Below are 16875 nucleotides of genomic sequence, written 5' to 3'. Positions count from 1 at the left end.
TAGGCTCCTCATCATCACGTAGGGTTAGCAATGATGATGGTGGATGGGGCGGGGGCTGGTAACTCTCAGTTTGCTCGACCCTCGTCGACCCGGTCGCCGGTGCCGTCGCGCCCGCCACGACCCCCGGTAGCCGGCGGCCCTTCATCCCATTTGGCTTGCATGACCATACGTCGTGGTGCATACTTTTCCTCGTGTCCAAGGTCCTGACCTCCCTGCCCACCGGTGAACGTGTCGGCATCGCCTTCTCCGGCGGCCTCGACACCTCCGTCGCGGTCGCGTGGATGCGCGACAAGGGCGCCATTCCGTGCGCCTACACCGCTGACATCGGCCAGTACGACGAGCCCGACATCGCATCGGTGCCGGACCGGGCGCTCAGCTACGGCGCCGAGGTCGCCCGGCTGGTCGACTGCCGCGCGGCCCTGGTGGAAGAGGGTCTGGCCGCGCTGACCTGCGGCGCCTTCCACATCCGTTCGGGCGGGCGGGCCTACTTCAACACCACGCCGTTGGGACGCGCGGTCACCGGCACGCTGCTGGTGCGGGCGATGATCTCCGACGACGTGCAGATCTGGGGCGACGGCTCGACCTTCAAGGGCAACGACATCGAGCGGTTCTACCGCTACGGCCTGCTGGCCAACCCGCAGCTGCGGATCTACAAGCCGTGGCTCGACACCGACTTCGTCAGCGACCTGGGTGGCCGCAAGGAGATGTCGGAGTGGCTGCTGGCCCGGAACCTGCCGTACCGGGACAGCACCGAGAAGGCGTACTCGACCGACGCGAACATCTGGGGCGCCACCCACGAGGCGAAGACCCTCGAACATCTCGACACCGGCATCGAGACGGTCAACCCGATCATGGGCGTCCGGTTCTGGGATCCGGCGGTGGAGATCCCCACCGAGGACGTGACGATCGGCTTCGACCAGGGTCGGCCGGTGACCATCAACGGCAAGGAGTTCGGCAGCGCGGTCGACCTGGTGCTGGAGGCCAACGCCATCGGCGGCCGGCACGGCCTCGGCATGTCCGACCAGATCGAGAACCGGATCATCGAGGCCAAGAGCCGGGGCATCTACGAGGCGCCCGGTATGGCGTTGCTGCACACCGCGTACGAGCGGCTGGTCAACGCCATCCACAACGAGGACACCCTGGCCAACTACCACAACGAGGGCCGCCGGCTGGGCCGGCTGATGTACGAGGGCCGCTGGCTGGACCCGCAGGCGTTGATGCTGCGTGAGTCGCTGCAACGCTGGGTCGGCACCGCCGTGACCGGTGAGGTGACGCTGCGGCTGCGTCGGGGCGAGGACTACTCGATCCTGGACACCACCGGGCCGGCCTTCAGCTACCACCCGGACAAACTGTCGATGGAGCGTACGACGGACTCCGCCTTCGGCCCGGCCGACCGCATCGGTCAGCTCACCATGCGCAACCTCGACATCGCCGACTCGCGGGCCAAGCTTGAGCAGTACGCGCACCTGGGCATGGTCGGCGGCGCTCCGCAGCGGGTGGTCGGTGCGGCCCAGGCGGCCTCGACCGGGCTGATCGGCGCCATGCCGGAGGGCGGCGCGGAGGCGATCGCCTCCCGGGGTGTCCCGTCGGCCGAGGACGAGGCGCTCGACCGCGCCGCCATGGAGTTCGGCGTAGACTGACCGACCGGATCCGGTCAAGCCCACCCACCCGCCGCCGACGGTCACCCACCCCCGGCGGTGGGTGGTGCCGTCTCCGGCCTGCCGATCCGTGGCCGGTACGCTTGCCGCCTTCGGAGGCGCTCAAGGAGGTGGCGGTGCTGGCAGGCGTCCGACCCTGGCAGGCGGTCGCGGTGGCGACCGCCGTCGCGGTCCTCGCCTGGGCTGGCTTCTGGTACCTGGCTGTGCCGCGCTCCGACGTCTGCCCCGCGGTGCATCCGGCGCCGGCCGGTTGCCGGGTCGACGCGCGGATCTCGGCCGCGTGGCTCTGGACGACGATCGTGGCGGTGCTCTACGTGGCTGTCGTCGTCGCCGTCCGGGTCCGTCCGGGGGGCGGGCAGTACCACAGATCGGTCGCGTTGGGCACGGTGGCGCTGGGCGTCGCGACCCTGTACGGCCTGTGGGCGGTGTGGCAGGCGGGCGGCTGACGTCGTGACCTACCCCGACCGCCGCGTCGCCGCGTGGCGTCTGTGGGTGCCTGCGGGCCTTGAGGGCACCTGAACGGTCGCGGGCGGCGCACGGTTACCGATCCGTGGCCGATCGACCGAGGTGACTTTCCCGGAAGTCGGTTCTACTTTGCGTAGTCGACCGATCGCGTACTGTCCACGATGGTGGGGTGGCGTCGGTCTTCGTCGCCTACCGAGGAGGACCCCTTGAGGTATCCCACCGGCCTGTCCGCCGCCGCGTCCGTGACCGTGCTCGTCGCGTCCGCGTTGACCGTCCTGCCCGCGGTCGCCGCCTCCGCCGCCCCGGCCACGCTCGCCTACCACGCCGTCGACCTGGGCACCCTGGGCGGTGCCGCCAGCGCCGCCACCGCGATGAACGACCGCGGCACGGTCGTCGGCTGGAGCCTGACGGCCGAGGGCGCACGGCACGCATTCGTCTGGCGCAACGGGGTGATGACCGACCTCGGCGTGTTGCCGGGGCACGTGGAGTCCACCGCTGTCGACGTCAACGAGCGCGGCGAGGTGGTCGGCACCTCGACCGGCCCTGAGCTGATCACCCGGGCAGTGCTCTGGCGGAATGGCCAGATGATCGACCTGGGCACCCTCGGTGGCGACTACAGCGAGGCGGTCGCCGTCAACGACCGGGGGCAGGTACTCGGCCTGAGCAACCCGGCCACCGACATCCCGCACCGTGTCGTGTGGCAGGACGGTGCGATCATCGACCTGGGCCGGCAGGACTTCTACGAGCTGACCACCGGGTTCAACAACCGGGGCGACGTGGTAGGCACCTTCAACGTCTCGCCGTACGACTACCCGTGCACCTGCGTGGGTGGCCGGTTGCGGGACGGCGTCGTCACCCCTGTCGGCGACCAGGCGACGGCGATCAACAACCTCGGCCACGTGGTTGGTGTGGCCAATGGCCGGGCGTTCCGCTGGCGCGCCGGGGTGCTGGCCGACCTGGGCACGTTGGGCGGTGCGACGAGCCGGGCGACCGCCGTGAACGACCTGGGGGTGGTCCTCGGCAGCGCCGACACCGCCGCCGGTGTCCGACGGCCCGTCCTGTGGGGGGTCGGGCGCACCGTCGACCTGACCGCCCACGGGCTGGGTACCACGGACCTGGTCAACGACCTGGACACCCGGAATCGCCTGGTGGGGAGCCGGGCCGGGCGCGCCACGCTGTTCCGATAGCGCGCCGGCCGAGCGACGTGACCGCCTACGTTCCCGGTCCAGAGACGGTGATGACGAGCTTGCCGGCCGGGTGCCCGTCGGTGAAGTGGCGCAGCGCGTCCGCCGTCTCCGCGAGCGGATAGCTGCGGTCGACCTGCGGGGTGAGCGCGCCGGATTCCACGAGGTCGCGCAGTTCGTCGAGGTCCTCGATGCGCTCGCGGGCGTTGACGGCGCGCAGCCGGTGACCGACGACCGTCGACAACAACGGCGCCCCGAACATCTGCCGGCCGTAGCCGCCGAGCAGCGCACCCCGGGTCCAGTCGCCGCCGACCAGGGCCAGCGTCCCGTGTGGGGTGAGCGCGCGGCGCAGCAACGACAGCGGCCGGTTGCCGCCGGTGTCGACGACCACGTCGTACACCGGACCGTCCCGGTCGATCTCCTCGTGGGTGTAGTCGAGAACGTCGTCGGCACCGAGCGAGCGGACGAACTCGGTCTTGGCGGGGGCGCAGACGCCGGTGACCGTCGCACCGTACGCCTTGGCGATCTGCACGGCCTGGGCACCGACGCCACCGGAGGCGCCGATGACCAGCACCCGGTGGCCAGGTCGCACCTGGCCGGTGTCGCGGACCGCGCGCAGGGCGGTCATCCCGGAGACGGGTACGGCGGCGGCCTGGGCGAAGGTCAGGTTCGTCGGCTTGCCGGCCAGCCGCCGTTCGTGGGTGGCCGTGAACTCGGCGTACGACCCGCGCAGCGTGGTGCCGTACACCTCGTCGCCGGGCCGGAAGCGGGTCACCCGCGCGCCGACCTCGGCCACCACGCCGGCCACGTCCCGGCCGAGGACCGGCACCCGGGGCCGGCGCAGCCCGGCGGCGAGCCGTACCAGGTAGGGACGTCCGGCCAGGAAGATCAACACTCCCGGGTCCACCCCGGCGGCGCGGACCTGCACCAGCACCTCCCGATCCCCGACGCCGGGGCGGTCGATGTCGCGTAGCCGCAGCCCGGTCGGCGGGCCGTAGTGGTCGTACACGATGGCCTTCACGGTGCCTCCTCGGGGTACTGGAACACGTCGTCGAGCCGTACGCCGAACACGTTTGCGATCCGGAAGGCCATCTCCAGCGAGGGGGAGTAGCGGCCCTGCTCGATGGCGATGACGGTCTGCCGCGTCACCCCGAGCCGTTCGGCCAGCTCGGCCTGGGTCATCTCGTCCCGGGCGAAACGCAGTGCCCGGATGTTGTTTGTGACGCGGGTCGGCTTCACCACTGCGGCACGCCCCTGCGGTAGACGACCACCTTCGCCAGCGAGCCGACCACCGCCGACAGTACGAAGCAGAGGTAGATCACGTTGGCGATCCAGAACCAGTGCCACTGCGCCAGCGCCATGAGCATCGCCGACACCGCCCCGATCACCACGAACGCCTGCCCGACGTGGTCGCCCAACCGCCCGATCTCCCGGTCGCGGACGTCGCTGACCCGCGAGGCGCGCGGGTTCACCATGCCGATCCCGATCTCGAGGAGCATGCTGGCGGCGATGGCGCCGCCGACCGTCCAGAGCAGTACGCCGGCGTACGGCGTCGCGGTCAGTCGCCCGTCGCCGACCCGGCTCAGGACCACGGCCACGTAGACGGCGTAGCCGACCACGCTGACCACCAGCATGATCCAGGCCCGCTTCTCCTGGTGCGTCACGACGACTCCTCGATGTAAAGAATCATTGACATCATGAGGGTAAGGCGTCTTTGACATCATGTCTAGGAACTTTTACATCGCGTGGCGCGTGGAGGCGCCCGGCGGGCCAGCGGAGCGGGGTCGCGATCTGTCAGCTGGGTCAGCGTCGGGCGGCGCGCAGCGCGTCGTGCAGCTCCCGCGCCACCTGCGCCAGCGCCGCCTCGGCCTGCGGCTGCACGGCCGCCGGCACCGTCGACTCGCTCAGCGCGGCCACGGCGTACGCCTGCCCGTCGGCGTGTTCCACCACGCCGACCTCGTGCCGCAGGTTGAGCAGTGTGCCGGTCTTCGACGACCACCGGGAGCTGTCGGAGCTGAAGTCCGGGGCGAGCCGTTGTCGTAGCAGGTTGTCACCCATCAGCTCGCGCACCCGGGCGGCCACCGCAGCCGGTATCCGCGACGGGCGCCACAGCGCGTGCAGCAGCTCGACGAAGGCCCGGGCAGAGCCGGAGTTGGCCCGGCCCACGTCCAGCTGGGCGACCGGATGGCCCTGACCGGCGGTGGTCGCGGACGCGGCGAGCGAGTGCGCGAGGTGCACCTCCGGCGCGAGCCGCTCGGCCGGGGTGTCGGTGAGGTCCCGGGTGCGGTGCCGGACGCTGATCCCGTCGACGCCGAAACGGCGCAGCGTGTCGGCGACCACGGTGGGCGGGGTCAGCGCGAACAACGCGTCCGAGGCCCCCTCGTCGCTGATCGCCACGCTGAGGTAGAGCAGGTCGTCGATCGCCACGGTGGCCGGGTGCCGGAACCGGCTCAACCCGGTCGGACCGGGCGTGCGCACCCGGCCGGGGGCCACCGTGACCGCGGTGGCGCCGTCGAGTTCGCCGCGTTCGATCCGGTCCACGGTGGCCACCGCCAACGGCACCTTCACCAGCGACGCGACGGGTAGCACCACGTCGTCGTCCAGGCCCAACTCGTCGCCGGAGTCGAGGTCGCGGACCAGGAGACAGCCCCGCAGCCCGGCGTCGCGCAGCGTCTCCCGGGCGGTGCGGAGCAGGCGGCCGACGGTCACGCCGCCTCCGGTACGCCCAGGCACCGCGCCACGGCGGCCCCCAACGCGCCACGCAGCCGCTCGGCGTCCTCTCGGACACCGGCCGTCACCTGGTAGCCGCGGACCGGTCGCAGGTCGCCAAGGGGTCGCCAGTGCAGTCCGAGTTCGCGCGCCTCGGCGGGGGAGCAGAGCACCAGGTCGGTGCCGGCGAGCGCCTCGGCGGCGGCGTCGACCACGGACGCCGCGACCGCCACCTGGGTCGGCTGCAACCCGACGGCGTCGCGCAGCCGGGTCAGCGGGTCACGGACGTGCGGCACGTCGTCCTCAGGTGAGATCCAGACCCGACGTCGACGGGTCCGTCGGTTCGCCCGTGGGGTCCGCAGCGTCTCCAGCCGCACCACCTCGACACCCGGGTCGGTGCCGCCCGCGAGGCCGAGCGGCACCCGCCACGCGGCCTCGTCCGGCGGTACGCAGAGCAGCGCGGCGCGCACCTCGTGGCGCTGCCGCAGCCGGGCCCGTTCCGCCGGCTCGCCCCGGCGCAGTTCCAGATTCAGGTCGTGTCGACGGGCCTCGACCACCAGCCGGGCGAGCGAGCGTGGCGCGCAGGCCGCCGGTACGGCCAGCCGGAACGGGCGCAGCCGGGCCCGTTCGGCGTCGTGCTCCATCGCCTCCGCCAACTCCACGATCCGCCGGGCCGAGGCGAGCATGTCCCGCCCGAACGGGGTGAGCGTGACGCTGCGCGAGGTGCGGTCGAACAACTGCCCGCCGAGGTGCCGCTCCAGTGCCGCCACCCGTCGGCTCGCCACCGACTGCGGGATCCGGGCCACCGAGGCGCCGACGGTGAAGCTGCCGTGGGTGCCGACCGACACGAAGGCCCGGCAGGCCGCCACCAGATCCACGCCGGCAGTCTATGCCGATTCGGCATCGGTACCGTCGTCGGTGTCTTCGACAGCATGGGACGGCGCTGCGAATCTGGGTGCCGGTTGCCCGGACGACGTCCGGTGGACCGGTTGATCGAGGGAAGGACCCAGCTGTGACCAGTACCGACCGCCGTACCCGTGCGATCGCGCTCGCGCTGACACTCGGCCTGCTCGCCGGCTGCTCTCCCGGCAGCCCGTCCACGCCGACACCAACGCCGACGGTGTCCGAACCGGCGGCGTCCGCTGCGCCGGTCACCGTCGACTTCGCGCCGCTGGAACGGGAGTTCGACGCCCGGCTCGGCGTGTACGCGATCGACACCGGTAGCGGCAGCACCGTCACGCACCGGGCCGACGAGCGTTTCGCGTACGCCTCGACCTTCAAGGCCCTCGCCGCCGCCGCGGTGCTCGCCGCGACCTCGACCGAGGAACTGGACCAGGTCGTCAGCTACTCCCGCGACGACCTGGTCACCTACTCGCCGATCACGGAACGGCACGTCGACACCGGCCTGTCGCTGCGCGCGATCGCCGACGCGGCGGTGCGCTACAGCGACAACACCGCCGGGAACCTGCTGCTCAAGCAGCTCGGCGGTCCCTCCGGCTTCAAGCAGGCGCTGCGCGAGATCGGCGACGAGGTCACCGAGCCGACGCGGTGGGAGACCGAACTCAACGCGTACGTCCCGGGCGAGCGCCGTGACACCAGTACGCCCCGCGCCCTGGCCACCACGCTGCGGGCGTACGCGGTCGACGACGCCCTCTCCCCGGACGACCGGGCCCTGCTGGTCGACTGGCTCAAGCGCAACACCACCGGCGACAAGACGATCCGGGCCGGTGTGCCCGAGGGCTGGGCGGTGGGTGACAAGACCGGCTCGGCCGACCACGGCACCCGCAACGACATCGCGGTCATCTGGCCGCCGGACCGGGCACCGATCGTGCTGGCCGTGCTCTCCGATCGGGCCGAGCCCGACGCCGAGCGCGACGACGCCCTGCTCGCCCGGGCCACCGAGCTCACCCTCGACGCGCTGAGCTGAGCCGGTCCCTGGAGCCTGGACCCGGCCACCAGGCGACCGTGGCGGGTCGTCCTGGTGGCCGGTCCGGTCGCTGGCTCGGGTTCGTGTGCGGCCCGGTCCCGGCCGCGCCGACGGGCGGCGCGGCCGGGACCGGGCGCTCGTCAGGGGGTCGGCACCGTGGCGGGACCGGTCAGGTCGAAGTCGGCGGTGACCGGGGTGTGCCGGATCCGCACCGGCTGCGCCCCGGCCACCTCCGCCGCGTTGGGGAACCAGCGGCTGGGCGCGTGCGCGCAGTCGCACCGCAGCAGCACCCGCTGCCCCGGCAGCAGCCGCAGCGTGTAGTCGGCGCCGACGTCGACCACCCCCGTCACGTCGCCGGTCCGCGCGTGGAAGGCGATCACCTGGGAGTAGTTGGGCATCTCGTCGACGGCGATGGTGCCGCTGACCACGGTGCCCGCGACGAGTGTCTGATTGCTGGTCACGGACGTGCCGGACCGGACCCGTACGGTGTCGGCCTTCCGGCGGTCGGCCACCCCGCCGGACCACTGGCTGGCCAGTCCGGGACCGGTGTAGTACAACGGCCAGCGGTACGGCCCGAGACCGGTGAGCGTGTACCGACCGTCGTCATCGGTGATGACACCGTAGTCGCTGTACTTGGGATGCGGGACCACCGGCAGGGGCAGGACGTATCCGAAGTAGACCGGGGTGCCGTCCGCCGCGCGGGTGACCCGGCCGGTGACGGTGCCCGGCGGGTCGAACCGGACCGTCGGGGCGGTGACCGTCTTGCCCGGACGCACCCGGATCGTCACCCCGCGCTCCCGCTGCCCGGTGCCGCCGTGCCGACCGACCCACTGCATGCCGTACTGCGTGTTGTCGTAGGGCTCGGCGAGCAGGTGATAACGGCCGGGCGGCACGTTGCTGGCGAGCACGTCGCCACCGTCAACGCCGGTGCAGCCGCCGTGCCGGCCGTCCTGCGGCTCGCCCTGATACACGACGGTGAGCCGGTCACGGTCGACGGGAACCAGGGACACGCATCCTCGTACGGCGGCCCCGGTGGCCCGGTCGCGCAAGGTGGTTCGTACCTCGCCCGCAGTGGTGTCGACAGTGCTCCGACCGGCTTCCTCCCGGTGCGACGTGGCGGCGAACGTGGACGTGGACGGCGCGGCGGCGGTGGCGCGCGGGGCGGCGGACTGGGCGAGCCCGGGGCTCGCGGCGGCGGGCAGCGGCAGGCTGACGACGAGCAGGGCGACGGTGAGTGGGATGGCATGACGTGGTGACCGCGGCATCGGCGGGATCCTCTCCACCCGGCGGACGAAACCCACTCACGGTAGCGACTGTGACGGACCCGTCACGCGTTGTGTCGGGAGGTGGTCACGGGATCGGCCACTCGTGGACCGGCCGGTTGCTGTGCATCAGCTCCACGTAGTGCCGGACCACCTGGCGCAGCGCGTCCGGGCGGTCCAGCTGGTCCGTCGACTCCAGCCGGTGCAGCGTCTCCACCTGCCAGGTGGCGCCGTTACGGCCGGTCAGGCAGCGTTGCTCGATGATGCCGAGCAGCCGGTCCCGCTCGTCCGGCTCGACACCCCACCGGTCCAGACCGTGGTGGGCCAGGGGCAGCAGGCGGCGCAGCACCAGCTCGGCGGCCGGCAGGTAACCCAGACCGGGCCAGAAGACGTGGGCGTCGATGCCGTGCCGGGCGCAGGTGTTGAAGTTCTCCTCGGCGGCGCTGAACGACATCTGGGACCACAGCGGCCGGTCGGCCTCGGCGAGCGCCCGGACCAGCCCGAAGTAGAACGCCCCGTTCGCGATGGTGTCCAGCACGGTCGGACCGGCCGGCAGGACCCGGTTCTCCACCCGCAGGTGCGGCCGGCCCCGCAGCACGTCGTAGACCGGCCGGTTCCACCGGTAGATGGTGCCGTTGTGCAGCCGCAACTCGGCGAGGGTCGGTACCCCTCCGGCGGCGAGCGTCTCGGACGGATCCTCCGGATCGCAGACCGGCAGCAGCGCCGGGAAGAAGCGCACGTTCTCCTCGAACAGGTCGAACACCGAGGTGATCCAGCGCTCGCCGAACCAGACCCGGGGGCGTACGCCCTGCGTCTTGATCTCCTCGGGGCGGGTGTCGGTGGCCTGCTGGAACAGCGGGATCCGGGTCTCGCGCCACAGCTCACGGCCGAAGAACAGCGGCGAGTTCGCGCCGAGCGCCACCTGGATCCCGGCGATGGCCTGGGCGGCGTTCCAGTAGTCGGCGAACTGGCCGGGCCCCACCTGGAGGTGGAACTGGGTGCTGGTGCACGCCGCCTCCGGTGTGATCGTGTCGGCGGTGACCGCCAGCCGCTCCACCCCGTTGATGGCGATCCGCAGATCCTCACCCCGGGCGGCGAAGATCTGCTCGTTGAGCAGCGCGTAACGGGGATTTGCCGACAGGGTGGCGGCGGTCAGGTGCTCCGGTAGCACGGTCGGCAGGATGCCGATCATCACCAGCTGCGCGTCGACCGTGCGGGCCCGTTGGTCGGCCGAGTTCAGGGCGGCGCGGACGTGCTCCTCGAATTCGGCGGTGCCGGTACCGGACAGCCGCCGCGGCGCCACGTTGATCTCGACGTTGAACTGGCCGAGTTCGGTCTGGAAGCTCGGGTCGGCCACCGCCTGCAACACGTCGGCGTTGCGCATCGCCGGCATCGATTCGGCGTCGACCAGGTTGAGTTCGATCTCCAACCCGGTCATCGGCCGGTCGACGTCGAACCGGGACTCGCGCAGCATCTCGGCGAAGACGTCGAGACAGCGGCGCACCTTGTCCCGGTAGCGAGCCCGATCCTGACGGCTGAAGGTCTGTACGCCGACTTCCTCGCCCATAGGTCACCACCCTGTCACCGCTGGTACCCCAAACGTCGCACGTCCATGCCACCTGCGGAAGTCGGGACCGGTGGAGAGGTCCGTAGCATGGCCGTCGTGCGTGACAAGGTGACCCGACTGTTCGTGGTGGCGGCGATCGCGGAGGCGATCTCCTGGGCCGGGCTGCTGGCCGGCATGGCCGTCAAGTACGGCCCGCCCGGCAACGAGCTGGGGGTGCAGATCTTCGGGCCGATCCACGGCGCGCTCTTCGTCGCGTACGGGGTGCTGGTGCTGGCGGTGGCCCGGGTGCACCGGTGGAGCCTGCTGGCCACGTTCGTGGCGTTGGCCTGCGCGGTGCCGCCGTTCGCCACCGTGATCTTCGAGCGTTGGGCGCGGCGGCGGGGCATGCTCGACGTCGGCGAGCCGGCCCCGGAGCCCGCTCCGGTCGGCTGAGCCCGAGGCGGCTGGCCCCCGTGCCGTCGGTCTTGCCGGGCCGCCGCCTCAGGTCACCGCCGTGCAGGCGGCCACCGTCGCGACCACCAGCACGCCCAGCATCGCCTGGAGCAGCAGCGGAGGCCCCAGGTGCGACCACATGGTGGCCGTACGCGGCCGGAGCAACTGCCCCGTGGTGAGGTTGACGATCCGTTCGATCTTCGGTGCCAGGTCGGGATCACCCTGGTCGCGCAGGGTCAGTTGAACGTGGTCGGCCGGATGCAGGGCGCTCTGCGGCAGGTGCCCGTGCAACTCCACCTCGTAGAGCCGGCCGTCGGCGTCCCGCAGGCGCACCGGGGTGACCAGGTACTCGGGTCCCTTCTTCAGCTCCTTGAAGCTGCGTCGACCCGTGCCGGAGCCGGCCGAGAGCAGGGCTCGTACCAGCTTGGCCAGCAGGCCCGCCACGCTGGCCGCGGCCAGCACCACCACCAGCACCGGCTGCCCCACCCGCACCTCCCGGGGGTAGCCGTCCATCAGGCGCACGATCTGCGCGGTGAGGATCCGCCCGGTGGGGTGCAGGCTGCGCCGGGAGTACGATGTCGCGTCCATGCCACCACCCAGAGTCCGCCTACGCCTACAGATCGTATCGATCCTCGGGGTTGAACGACGTGAATGAAAACCGGTCACGCGGTTGCCGGCAGGTGACAAGCACGCTGACGCGGGTAAGCGGTGGGCCGAGCTGGAAAGGGGTCGAGCATGCAGCTGTCCTTCCTGCGCCCGCTGTACCAGCGTCCGGGCCCGTGGTGCTCGGTCTACCTGGACGCCTCCCTGGACACCGAGGACGCGCACGCGGCACTCGATCTGCGTTGGCGTGGCCTGCAACGGCAACTGGCCGAGCAGGGGGCGGACGAGCCGACGATGGCCGCCATCGACCGGGTGGTCCGGGGACACGACCCGATGCCCGGCGACTACGGGTTGGCCGTGTTCGGTGCCCACGGACAGGTGGTGCTCTCCGAGTACCTGTCCGCCCCGCCGCGACGGGATCTGGCCGCGTACGCCCCGCTGCCGCATGTGATGCCGCTGCTGGCCCAGCGTGGTGAACAGGTGGCGTGGGTGCGGGTGCTGGCCGACCGCACGGGTGCCGACGCGATGTCGGTGAGTGCCGGCGGAGTGCCGCGCCGGGCACATGTCGTCGGTCGGGAAAGTTACCAGCTGCGCCGGGTCCAACCCGGGGGCTGGTCCCAGTCGCGCTACCAGCGGGCCGCGATGGAGGCATGGCATCACAACGCCGGTGACGTCACCGCCGCGACCGTCGAACTGGCCGAGCGGGTGGGCGCCGAGGTGGTGGTGGTGGCCGGCGACGTCCGCGCCACCGGCATGATCGCCGCCCAGATGCCGGATCGCTGGCAGGACCTGGTGGTACGCACCGACGCCGGTTCCCGGGCCGGCGGCGCCGACCAGACCCTGCTCGACGACCTGACCGTGCAGACCATCGCCGAGGTGGCCGACCAGCGGGTGAACGCGGCGCTGGACCGCTTCGGCACGCAGGAGGACGTCGGCGCCGGACTCGACGCGGTGGTGGCCGCGTTGCAGCGCAACCAGGTCGACACGATGCTCATCGTCGACGACCCGTCGGCCGACGGCGAACTCTGGATCGGCCCGGCCGCCACCGACATCGCCACCGAGCCGGATCAGCTGGCCGCGGTCGCCGAACCGGAGCGGGTGCGGGCCGACGCGGCGCTGGTGCGTGCCCTGGTGGGCACCGACGCCGAGCTGACCGTGCTCGGCGCCGACGAGGCGCCCGACCTGGTGGACGGGGTGGGCGCGGTGCTGCGCTACGTCGACCCGGTCACCCCGGGACGGGGCGGTGCCTGACCCGAGCGTCGCTGACGCGGTGGTCGACCGGCTGCTGGCCGGGCGGATTCCGCGGGTCTTCGGCCATCCGGAGGAGGCGGCCACGGCACTGGTCGAGGCGCTCGACGCCGCCGGTGGCGACCCGGAGTTCGTACCCGTCCGCAACGCGGAGTGCGCTGCGGTGATGGCGGCCGGGCACGCCCGCTTCACCGGCGGCCCGGGCGTCTGCCTGGCCGTCGGCGGAGTGGCCGCCGCCGGCCTGCTCGCGGGACTCGACGCCGCCCGGGGCACCGGCCTGCCGGTGCTCGCCGTCGTCGCCGAGCCCGGCCCGGTCCCGGACGACGAGGTGGGTCTCACGACACGACTGCTCGCCGAGGTGTGTCACGGCGTCCGGTACGCCGCCGATCCGGTGCGGGTGCCGGAGCTGGTGGACGAGGCGCTGCGCGTCGCGGCGCACGTTCGCCGCCCGGTCGGCCTGGTGCTGCCTCCCCCGTCACCGGTCGGCGGGGTGCAGGCCGCGTCGCCGCGCGCCGCAACCGATGGCCGCTGGATACTCGACGAGCTGTCCGCCCGGCTGCCACCGGACGGCGCGGTGATCGTCGACGGCACCCTGCCGGCCGTACACCTGAAGACGACGGCGCACGTCGTGGTGGGTCCGGCCGGACCGCCCGGCGGTGCCCTGCCGTACGCCGTCGCCGCGAAGCTGGCCGACCCGGACCGGCCGGTGATCGCCCTGGTCACCGACGAGGGGATGCGCTCGCAGGGACTGGGCGAACTGGTCACCGTTTCCCGCTGGCGGTCGGTGTGGCCTGACCCGCGACTGGTGGTGCTGGTGTTCAACAAGCGGTCTGGTCATCTCCGGCGTGGGGACCGGCCGATGACCGACGACGTCCCGTACGCCGGCTGGGCCCGGTTGCTCGGCCTGCACGGCGTGCGCGTCGACCGGCCGGAGCTGGTCGGCGTGGCCTGGGACGAGGCGCTGACCGCCGACCGCCCGTGCGTGCTGGAGATGGTCACGGACGCCCTGCTCCCAGGCCCGTGGAACCGGCAGGGATGGGACAACATCGGGCATGTTGCTGCCCCGGGCGACGGCGAGACAGCAGGATCCCCGATGGTGCTCGACGGCAACGGTGCACCGGCGATGGCGGCTGGTCGGTGTTGGGGGGAAGGGGCAAGATCCCCTGATTGATGCCGTCCGGTGGGGAGATGCCCTGTTTAACCCGCATCGTGGCGGGAAGCCGGGCCGCGTGGTGAGCGATCGAGGCAAGGTGGGGCCGGTGCGCAAGGTGCGCCCGGGACTGACGGCGGCCGGGGCCGGCATGGCCGGTGACCGCCTGGTCGCGGCCGGCAGCACCGCCCGGATCCTGGTCGGGGCCACCGCCCGCGCCCTACGCGGCAGCGACTGCGCCGACCTCGGGCACGCCGGACCGGTGTCCCGTTTCGCCGGTACGCCCGAGCCGGTACGGCGGGCGGCGGCGATCCGCTCCGCCGGCCGGATCGCCCTCACCGCCGGTCAGGCCGCCGAGGTCGACGCGGAGCGGGTCGCCCGCTGGTTCGTCGACCAGTACCCGCGGCGCCGGTACCCCGGGGTGCTGCTGGGCTCCCCGCACGGCGGCGTGGCACACCTGGCGGTGGCGCTGGGCATGCCCTGGCTGCCCGCTGGGTTCGAGATGATCGCGCACTGGCCGCAGGGCGCGGTGGACCGGCCCCGCGCCGCCCTGGACCACGGCGCGGCGCTTGCCGGACGGGTGCTCGCCGGCAACCCCGACCTGCATGTACGGCAGGTGCACTGCCCGGCCAGCCGAGGCGCGTTGGCCGGGGCGACGGTGGCGCTGACCGGCCGCTGGCGGGCGCTGCCGGCGGCGTACCGCAGCTTTCTGACCGACCGGCTGGCGCCCGGCGCGCCGGTGCTGGTGCTGCGGGACACCCGGACCTGGCCGGTGGTGGACGCCGCTGACGGGCACAGCTTCCAACTCGGCTGCCCGGCCAGCGGCCTGAACCCGGTGGACTTCCATCCCGACAGTCACGCGCTGCGGCAGGTGCTGCGCTCGGCCGGCGGGGACAGCGCGCACTGGGAACCACCGGAGATCTCCGCCCCGCCCGCTGCCGCCGAACACGGCGTGGAGTCCGGTTTCGACCGGGGCGTACGGGACTGGACCTCCCGGCACGGTCATCCGCTGCACCAGATCCTGGTGCCCACGCCGGAGGCGCTCAGCGCGGCCACCGCGGACCTGTACCGACACTGGCTGCGGGCCGCCGGCAAGACCGGTGACCGCCTGGTGGTCGAGTGCGGGCGACTGCTCGACCCCTGGCAGGTGCTCCGGGCCGGGCTGGTGCCGTACTGGTGCGAGAACGCCACCCGGCGCAGCGTCGAACAGGTGGAGTGGTGGCTGGCCGGCAGCGAGTCGTTCACCTCGATCGACGTGCTGCCGGAGCCACCCGGCGTACGCTCACCGGCGCTGGCCGGGCTCCCGCAGTGGCTGGCGGTCGCCGGCTTCGGTCGGCGGCGGCGGGCCCTGGACCGCACCTCGGCGCGCGGCTACCCGGTCACCTCCGTGCCCACCCGCAGGGCCACCGAGGTGCTCCGCGCCCAGCCGTACGACCTGCCCAACCCGGCGCCGCTGGCGACCGGCGAGGCCCTGTCCGCGCTGCGCGACGGCGGGAGCCACCACGGCCTGCTGATCTGTTGAGACCGGGCTGACGAAACATCCTCGCGAACCCGCGATCCCGTGATTGAGTACCTACGGAGCGGGAACACCGCCGGCTGCGACAGGCTGATCACCTTGCGTGGCGCGGCGCCGTCGCCCGCTGGCATCCCAGTCACGTAACCCAGTCACAGGCCCGTGCGTGCCTACGCGCGTGCCCGGTGTCGGCGAATCCGGGCGGGGTCCTTCCCGAGGGAGGCGCGGATGTTCGGACAGACCACCACAACCACACCACCACCCACCGATCGTGGGCTTGAGGACCTCGACGCCGCGGCGTTGGCGTACGCGGCGCGGATCGAAGGGCTGCCGCCGGAGCGCCGCCAGGAGGCCCGCGACGACCTGGTCCGGTTCGCGTTGCCGTTCGCGGGCCGGTTGGCCCGCCGCTACCGGGGGCGCGGCGAGCCGTTGGAGGACCTGGAACAGGTGGCCCGCCTGGGACTGGTCAACGCCGTCGACCGGTACGACCCGGAACGGGGTTCCTTCACCGCGTACGCGGCAATCACCATCGTGGGCGAGATCAAGCGGCATTTCCGGGATCGCACCTGGGGTGTGCACGTGCCCCGCCGGCTACGTGACCTGATCCTGGAGGTCGGACAGGCGACGGCGGCGCTGACCAGTGAGTTGTCCCGGGCACCGACGGTGGCCGAACTGTCGAAACGGCTGGAGACGCCGGAGGAGGAGATCCTCGCCGCGTTGGAGTCGGCGGCCGGCTACAGCCCGGCGTCGCTCAACGCGCCGGTCGGCGGGGAGAGTTCGGCGGAGTTCGGCGATCTGGTCGGCGAGTCGGACATCGCGCTGGAGTCGGTCGACGACCGGGTGACCGTCAGCGGTCTGCTGCACCGGCTGCCCTGGCGGGAACGGCGGATCCTGGCCATGCGGTTCTACGGCAACCAGACCCAGGCCGAGATCGCGGCCCGCTTCGGCATCTCCCAGATGCACGTGTCCCGGTTGCTGTCGCGGGCGCTGACCTGGCTGCGCCAGGCGATGCTCGCCGACGCGCCGCCACCGTGGCAGAACGGTCCCGCCGAGTCCGAGTCGGCCAACCAGTCGCGCGCCACGGCGCCGGTGCGCGGTCGCTGAGCCTCGGGAAACTCGTCGGGGCGGCACCGACCGGTGCCGCCCCGACCGGTACG

General features: G+C 72.5%; 17 protein-coding genes. 9 read left to right on the top strand and 8 right to left on the bottom strand.

Features of this window, described 5'->3' with window-relative positions:
* Nucleotides 1-191 precede the first annotated feature (191 nt).
* The 3 genes from argG to O7624_RS02765 all read left to right on the top strand — a co-directional run bounded on the left by argG (nucleotide 192) and on the right by O7624_RS02765 (nucleotide 3310).
* Nucleotides 192-1640: an argininosuccinate synthase gene (argG, locus tag O7624_RS02775; RefSeq protein ID WP_093402754.1), complete on the top strand. Its 1449-nt coding sequence runs from the start codon at nucleotides 192-194 to the stop codon at nucleotides 1638-1640.
* Nucleotides 1641-1774: 134 nt separating this feature from the next.
* Entirely contained in the window at nucleotides 1775-2104 is a 330-nt protein-coding gene (locus O7624_RS02770) for a hypothetical protein (RefSeq protein ID WP_282238779.1), read from the top strand.
* 225 nt (nucleotides 2105-2329) lie between these two features.
* A complete protein-coding gene (locus O7624_RS02765; protein WP_282238778.1) occupies nucleotides 2330-3310 on the top strand; it encodes a hypothetical protein in 981 nt (326 codons plus the stop codon).
* A gap of 25 nt (nucleotides 3311-3335) precedes the next feature.
* Here the strand turns inward: O7624_RS02765 and O7624_RS02760 are convergent, their stop codons facing one another.
* The 5 genes from O7624_RS02760 to O7624_RS02740 form a co-directional block, all read right to left on the bottom strand.
* Nucleotides 3336-4328, bottom strand: coding sequence for an NAD(P)-dependent alcohol dehydrogenase (locus O7624_RS02760; RefSeq protein ID WP_282238777.1), 993 nt, complete (start codon nucleotides 4326-4328; stop codon nucleotides 3336-3338).
* The gene (locus O7624_RS02755; RefSeq protein ID WP_275415486.1) at nucleotides 4325-4519 is read right to left on the bottom strand and encodes a helix-turn-helix transcriptional regulator; all 195 of its coding nucleotides are present in this window, start codon (nucleotides 4517-4519) and stop codon (nucleotides 4325-4327) included. Before O7624_RS02755 ends, O7624_RS02760 begins: the two co-directional genes overlap by 4 nt.
* A gap of 23 nt (nucleotides 4520-4542) precedes the next feature.
* Nucleotides 4543-4971: a hypothetical protein gene (locus tag O7624_RS02750; RefSeq protein ID WP_282238775.1), complete on the bottom strand. Its 429-nt coding sequence runs from the start codon at nucleotides 4969-4971 to the stop codon at nucleotides 4543-4545.
* 139 nt (nucleotides 4972-5110) lie between these two features.
* On the bottom strand, nucleotides 5111-6016 hold the full coding sequence (locus O7624_RS02745; protein WP_282238774.1) for a serine hydrolase: 906 nt from the start codon (nucleotides 6014-6016) through the stop codon (nucleotides 5111-5113).
* The gene (locus O7624_RS02740) at nucleotides 6013-6894 is read right to left on the bottom strand and encodes a LysR family transcriptional regulator (RefSeq protein ID WP_282238773.1); all 882 of its coding nucleotides are present in this window, start codon (nucleotides 6892-6894) and stop codon (nucleotides 6013-6015) included. The genes O7624_RS02745 and O7624_RS02740 overlap by 4 nt, the downstream gene beginning before the upstream one ends.
* A gap of 134 nt (nucleotides 6895-7028) precedes the next feature.
* Here O7624_RS02740 and bla point away from each other — a divergent pair, with 134 nt between their 5' ends.
* Nucleotides 7029-7943, top strand: a complete 915-nt coding sequence (gene bla, locus O7624_RS02735) for a class A beta-lactamase (protein WP_282238772.1) — start codon at nucleotides 7029-7031, stop codon at nucleotides 7941-7943.
* Between the two features lie 140 nt (nucleotides 7944-8083).
* Here bla and O7624_RS02730 read toward each other — a convergent pair whose 3' ends face one another.
* On the bottom strand, nucleotides 8084-9208 hold the full coding sequence (locus O7624_RS02730) for a hypothetical protein (RefSeq protein ID WP_282238771.1): 1125 nt from the start codon (nucleotides 9206-9208) through the stop codon (nucleotides 8084-8086).
* An 85-nt stretch (nucleotides 9209-9293) separates the two neighbouring features.
* Nucleotides 9294-10772 carry a glutamate--cysteine ligase gene (locus O7624_RS02725; RefSeq protein WP_093402763.1) on the bottom strand — a complete coding sequence of 493 codons (1479 nt, stop codon included), beginning with the start codon at nucleotides 10770-10772 and terminating at the stop codon, nucleotides 9294-9296.
* An 87-nt stretch (nucleotides 10773-10859) separates the two neighbouring features.
* Between O7624_RS02725 and O7624_RS02720 the strand changes: the two genes are divergently transcribed.
* Complete coding sequence (locus O7624_RS02720; RefSeq protein ID WP_282238770.1) at nucleotides 10860-11204, top strand: DUF3817 domain-containing protein; 345 nt, start codon at nucleotides 10860-10862, stop codon at nucleotides 11202-11204.
* A 48-nt stretch (nucleotides 11205-11252) separates the two neighbouring features.
* Here O7624_RS02720 and O7624_RS02715 read toward each other — a convergent pair whose 3' ends face one another.
* Entirely contained in the window at nucleotides 11253-11792 is a 540-nt protein-coding gene (locus O7624_RS02715) for a hypothetical protein (RefSeq protein WP_093402765.1), read from the bottom strand.
* A 147-nt stretch (nucleotides 11793-11939) separates the two neighbouring features.
* Here O7624_RS02715 and O7624_RS02710 point away from each other — a divergent pair, with 147 nt between their 5' ends.
* The 4 genes from O7624_RS02710 (at nucleotide 11940) to O7624_RS02695 (ending at nucleotide 16822) form a co-directional block, all read left to right on the top strand.
* Nucleotides 11940-13058: a Vms1/Ankzf1 family peptidyl-tRNA hydrolase gene (locus tag O7624_RS02710; protein WP_282238769.1), complete on the top strand. Its 1119-nt coding sequence runs from the start codon at nucleotides 11940-11942 to the stop codon at nucleotides 13056-13058.
* Complete coding sequence (locus O7624_RS02705; protein WP_282238768.1) at nucleotides 13051-14226, top strand: thiamine pyrophosphate-binding protein; 1176 nt, start codon at nucleotides 13051-13053, stop codon at nucleotides 14224-14226. The genes O7624_RS02710 and O7624_RS02705 overlap by 8 nt, the downstream gene beginning before the upstream one ends.
* 130 nt (nucleotides 14227-14356) lie before the next feature.
* Nucleotides 14357-15727, top strand: a complete 1371-nt coding sequence (locus O7624_RS02700; protein WP_282240525.1) for a hypothetical protein — start codon at nucleotides 14357-14359, stop codon at nucleotides 15725-15727.
* Nucleotides 15728-15880: 153 nt separating this feature from the next.
* Nucleotides 15881-16822, top strand: coding sequence for a SigB/SigF/SigG family RNA polymerase sigma factor (locus tag O7624_RS02695; protein WP_170863361.1), 942 nt, complete (start codon nucleotides 15881-15883; stop codon nucleotides 16820-16822).
* Nucleotides 16823-16875 lie beyond the last annotated feature (53 nt).

Origin of the sequence: Verrucosispora sp. WMMD1129 (assembly GCF_029581255.1) — a bacterium.
Lineage (GTDB): Bacteria > Actinomycetota > Actinomycetes > Mycobacteriales > Micromonosporaceae > Micromonospora > Micromonospora sediminimaris.
Note: the sequence above shows the minus strand (reverse complement) of the source record. Positions and strands in the feature narration are given on the sequence as shown.

Bases quoted from the DNA above. Each gene is read 5' to 3' on its own strand.
- O7624_RS02730 (WP_282238771.1), bottom strand. From the start codon at position 9,208: ATGCCGCGGTCACCACGTCATGCCATCCCACTCACCGTCGCCCTGCTC.
- O7624_RS02725 (WP_093402763.1), bottom strand. From the start codon at position 10,772: ATGGGCGAGGAAGTCGGCGTACAGACCTTCAGCCGTCAGGATCGGGCT.
- O7624_RS02720 (WP_282238770.1), top strand. From the start codon at position 10,860: ATGGCCGTCGTGCGTGACAAGGTGACCCGACTGTTCGTGGTGGCGGCG.
- O7624_RS02715 (WP_093402765.1), bottom strand. From the start codon at position 11,792: ATGGACGCGACATCGTACTCCCGGCGCAGCCTGCACCCCACCGGGCGG.
- O7624_RS02710 (WP_282238769.1), top strand. From the start codon at position 11,940: ATGCAGCTGTCCTTCCTGCGCCCGCTGTACCAGCGTCCGGGCCCGTGG.
- O7624_RS02700 (WP_282240525.1), top strand. From the start codon at position 14,357: ATGGCCGGTGACCGCCTGGTCGCGGCCGGCAGCACCGCCCGGATCCTG.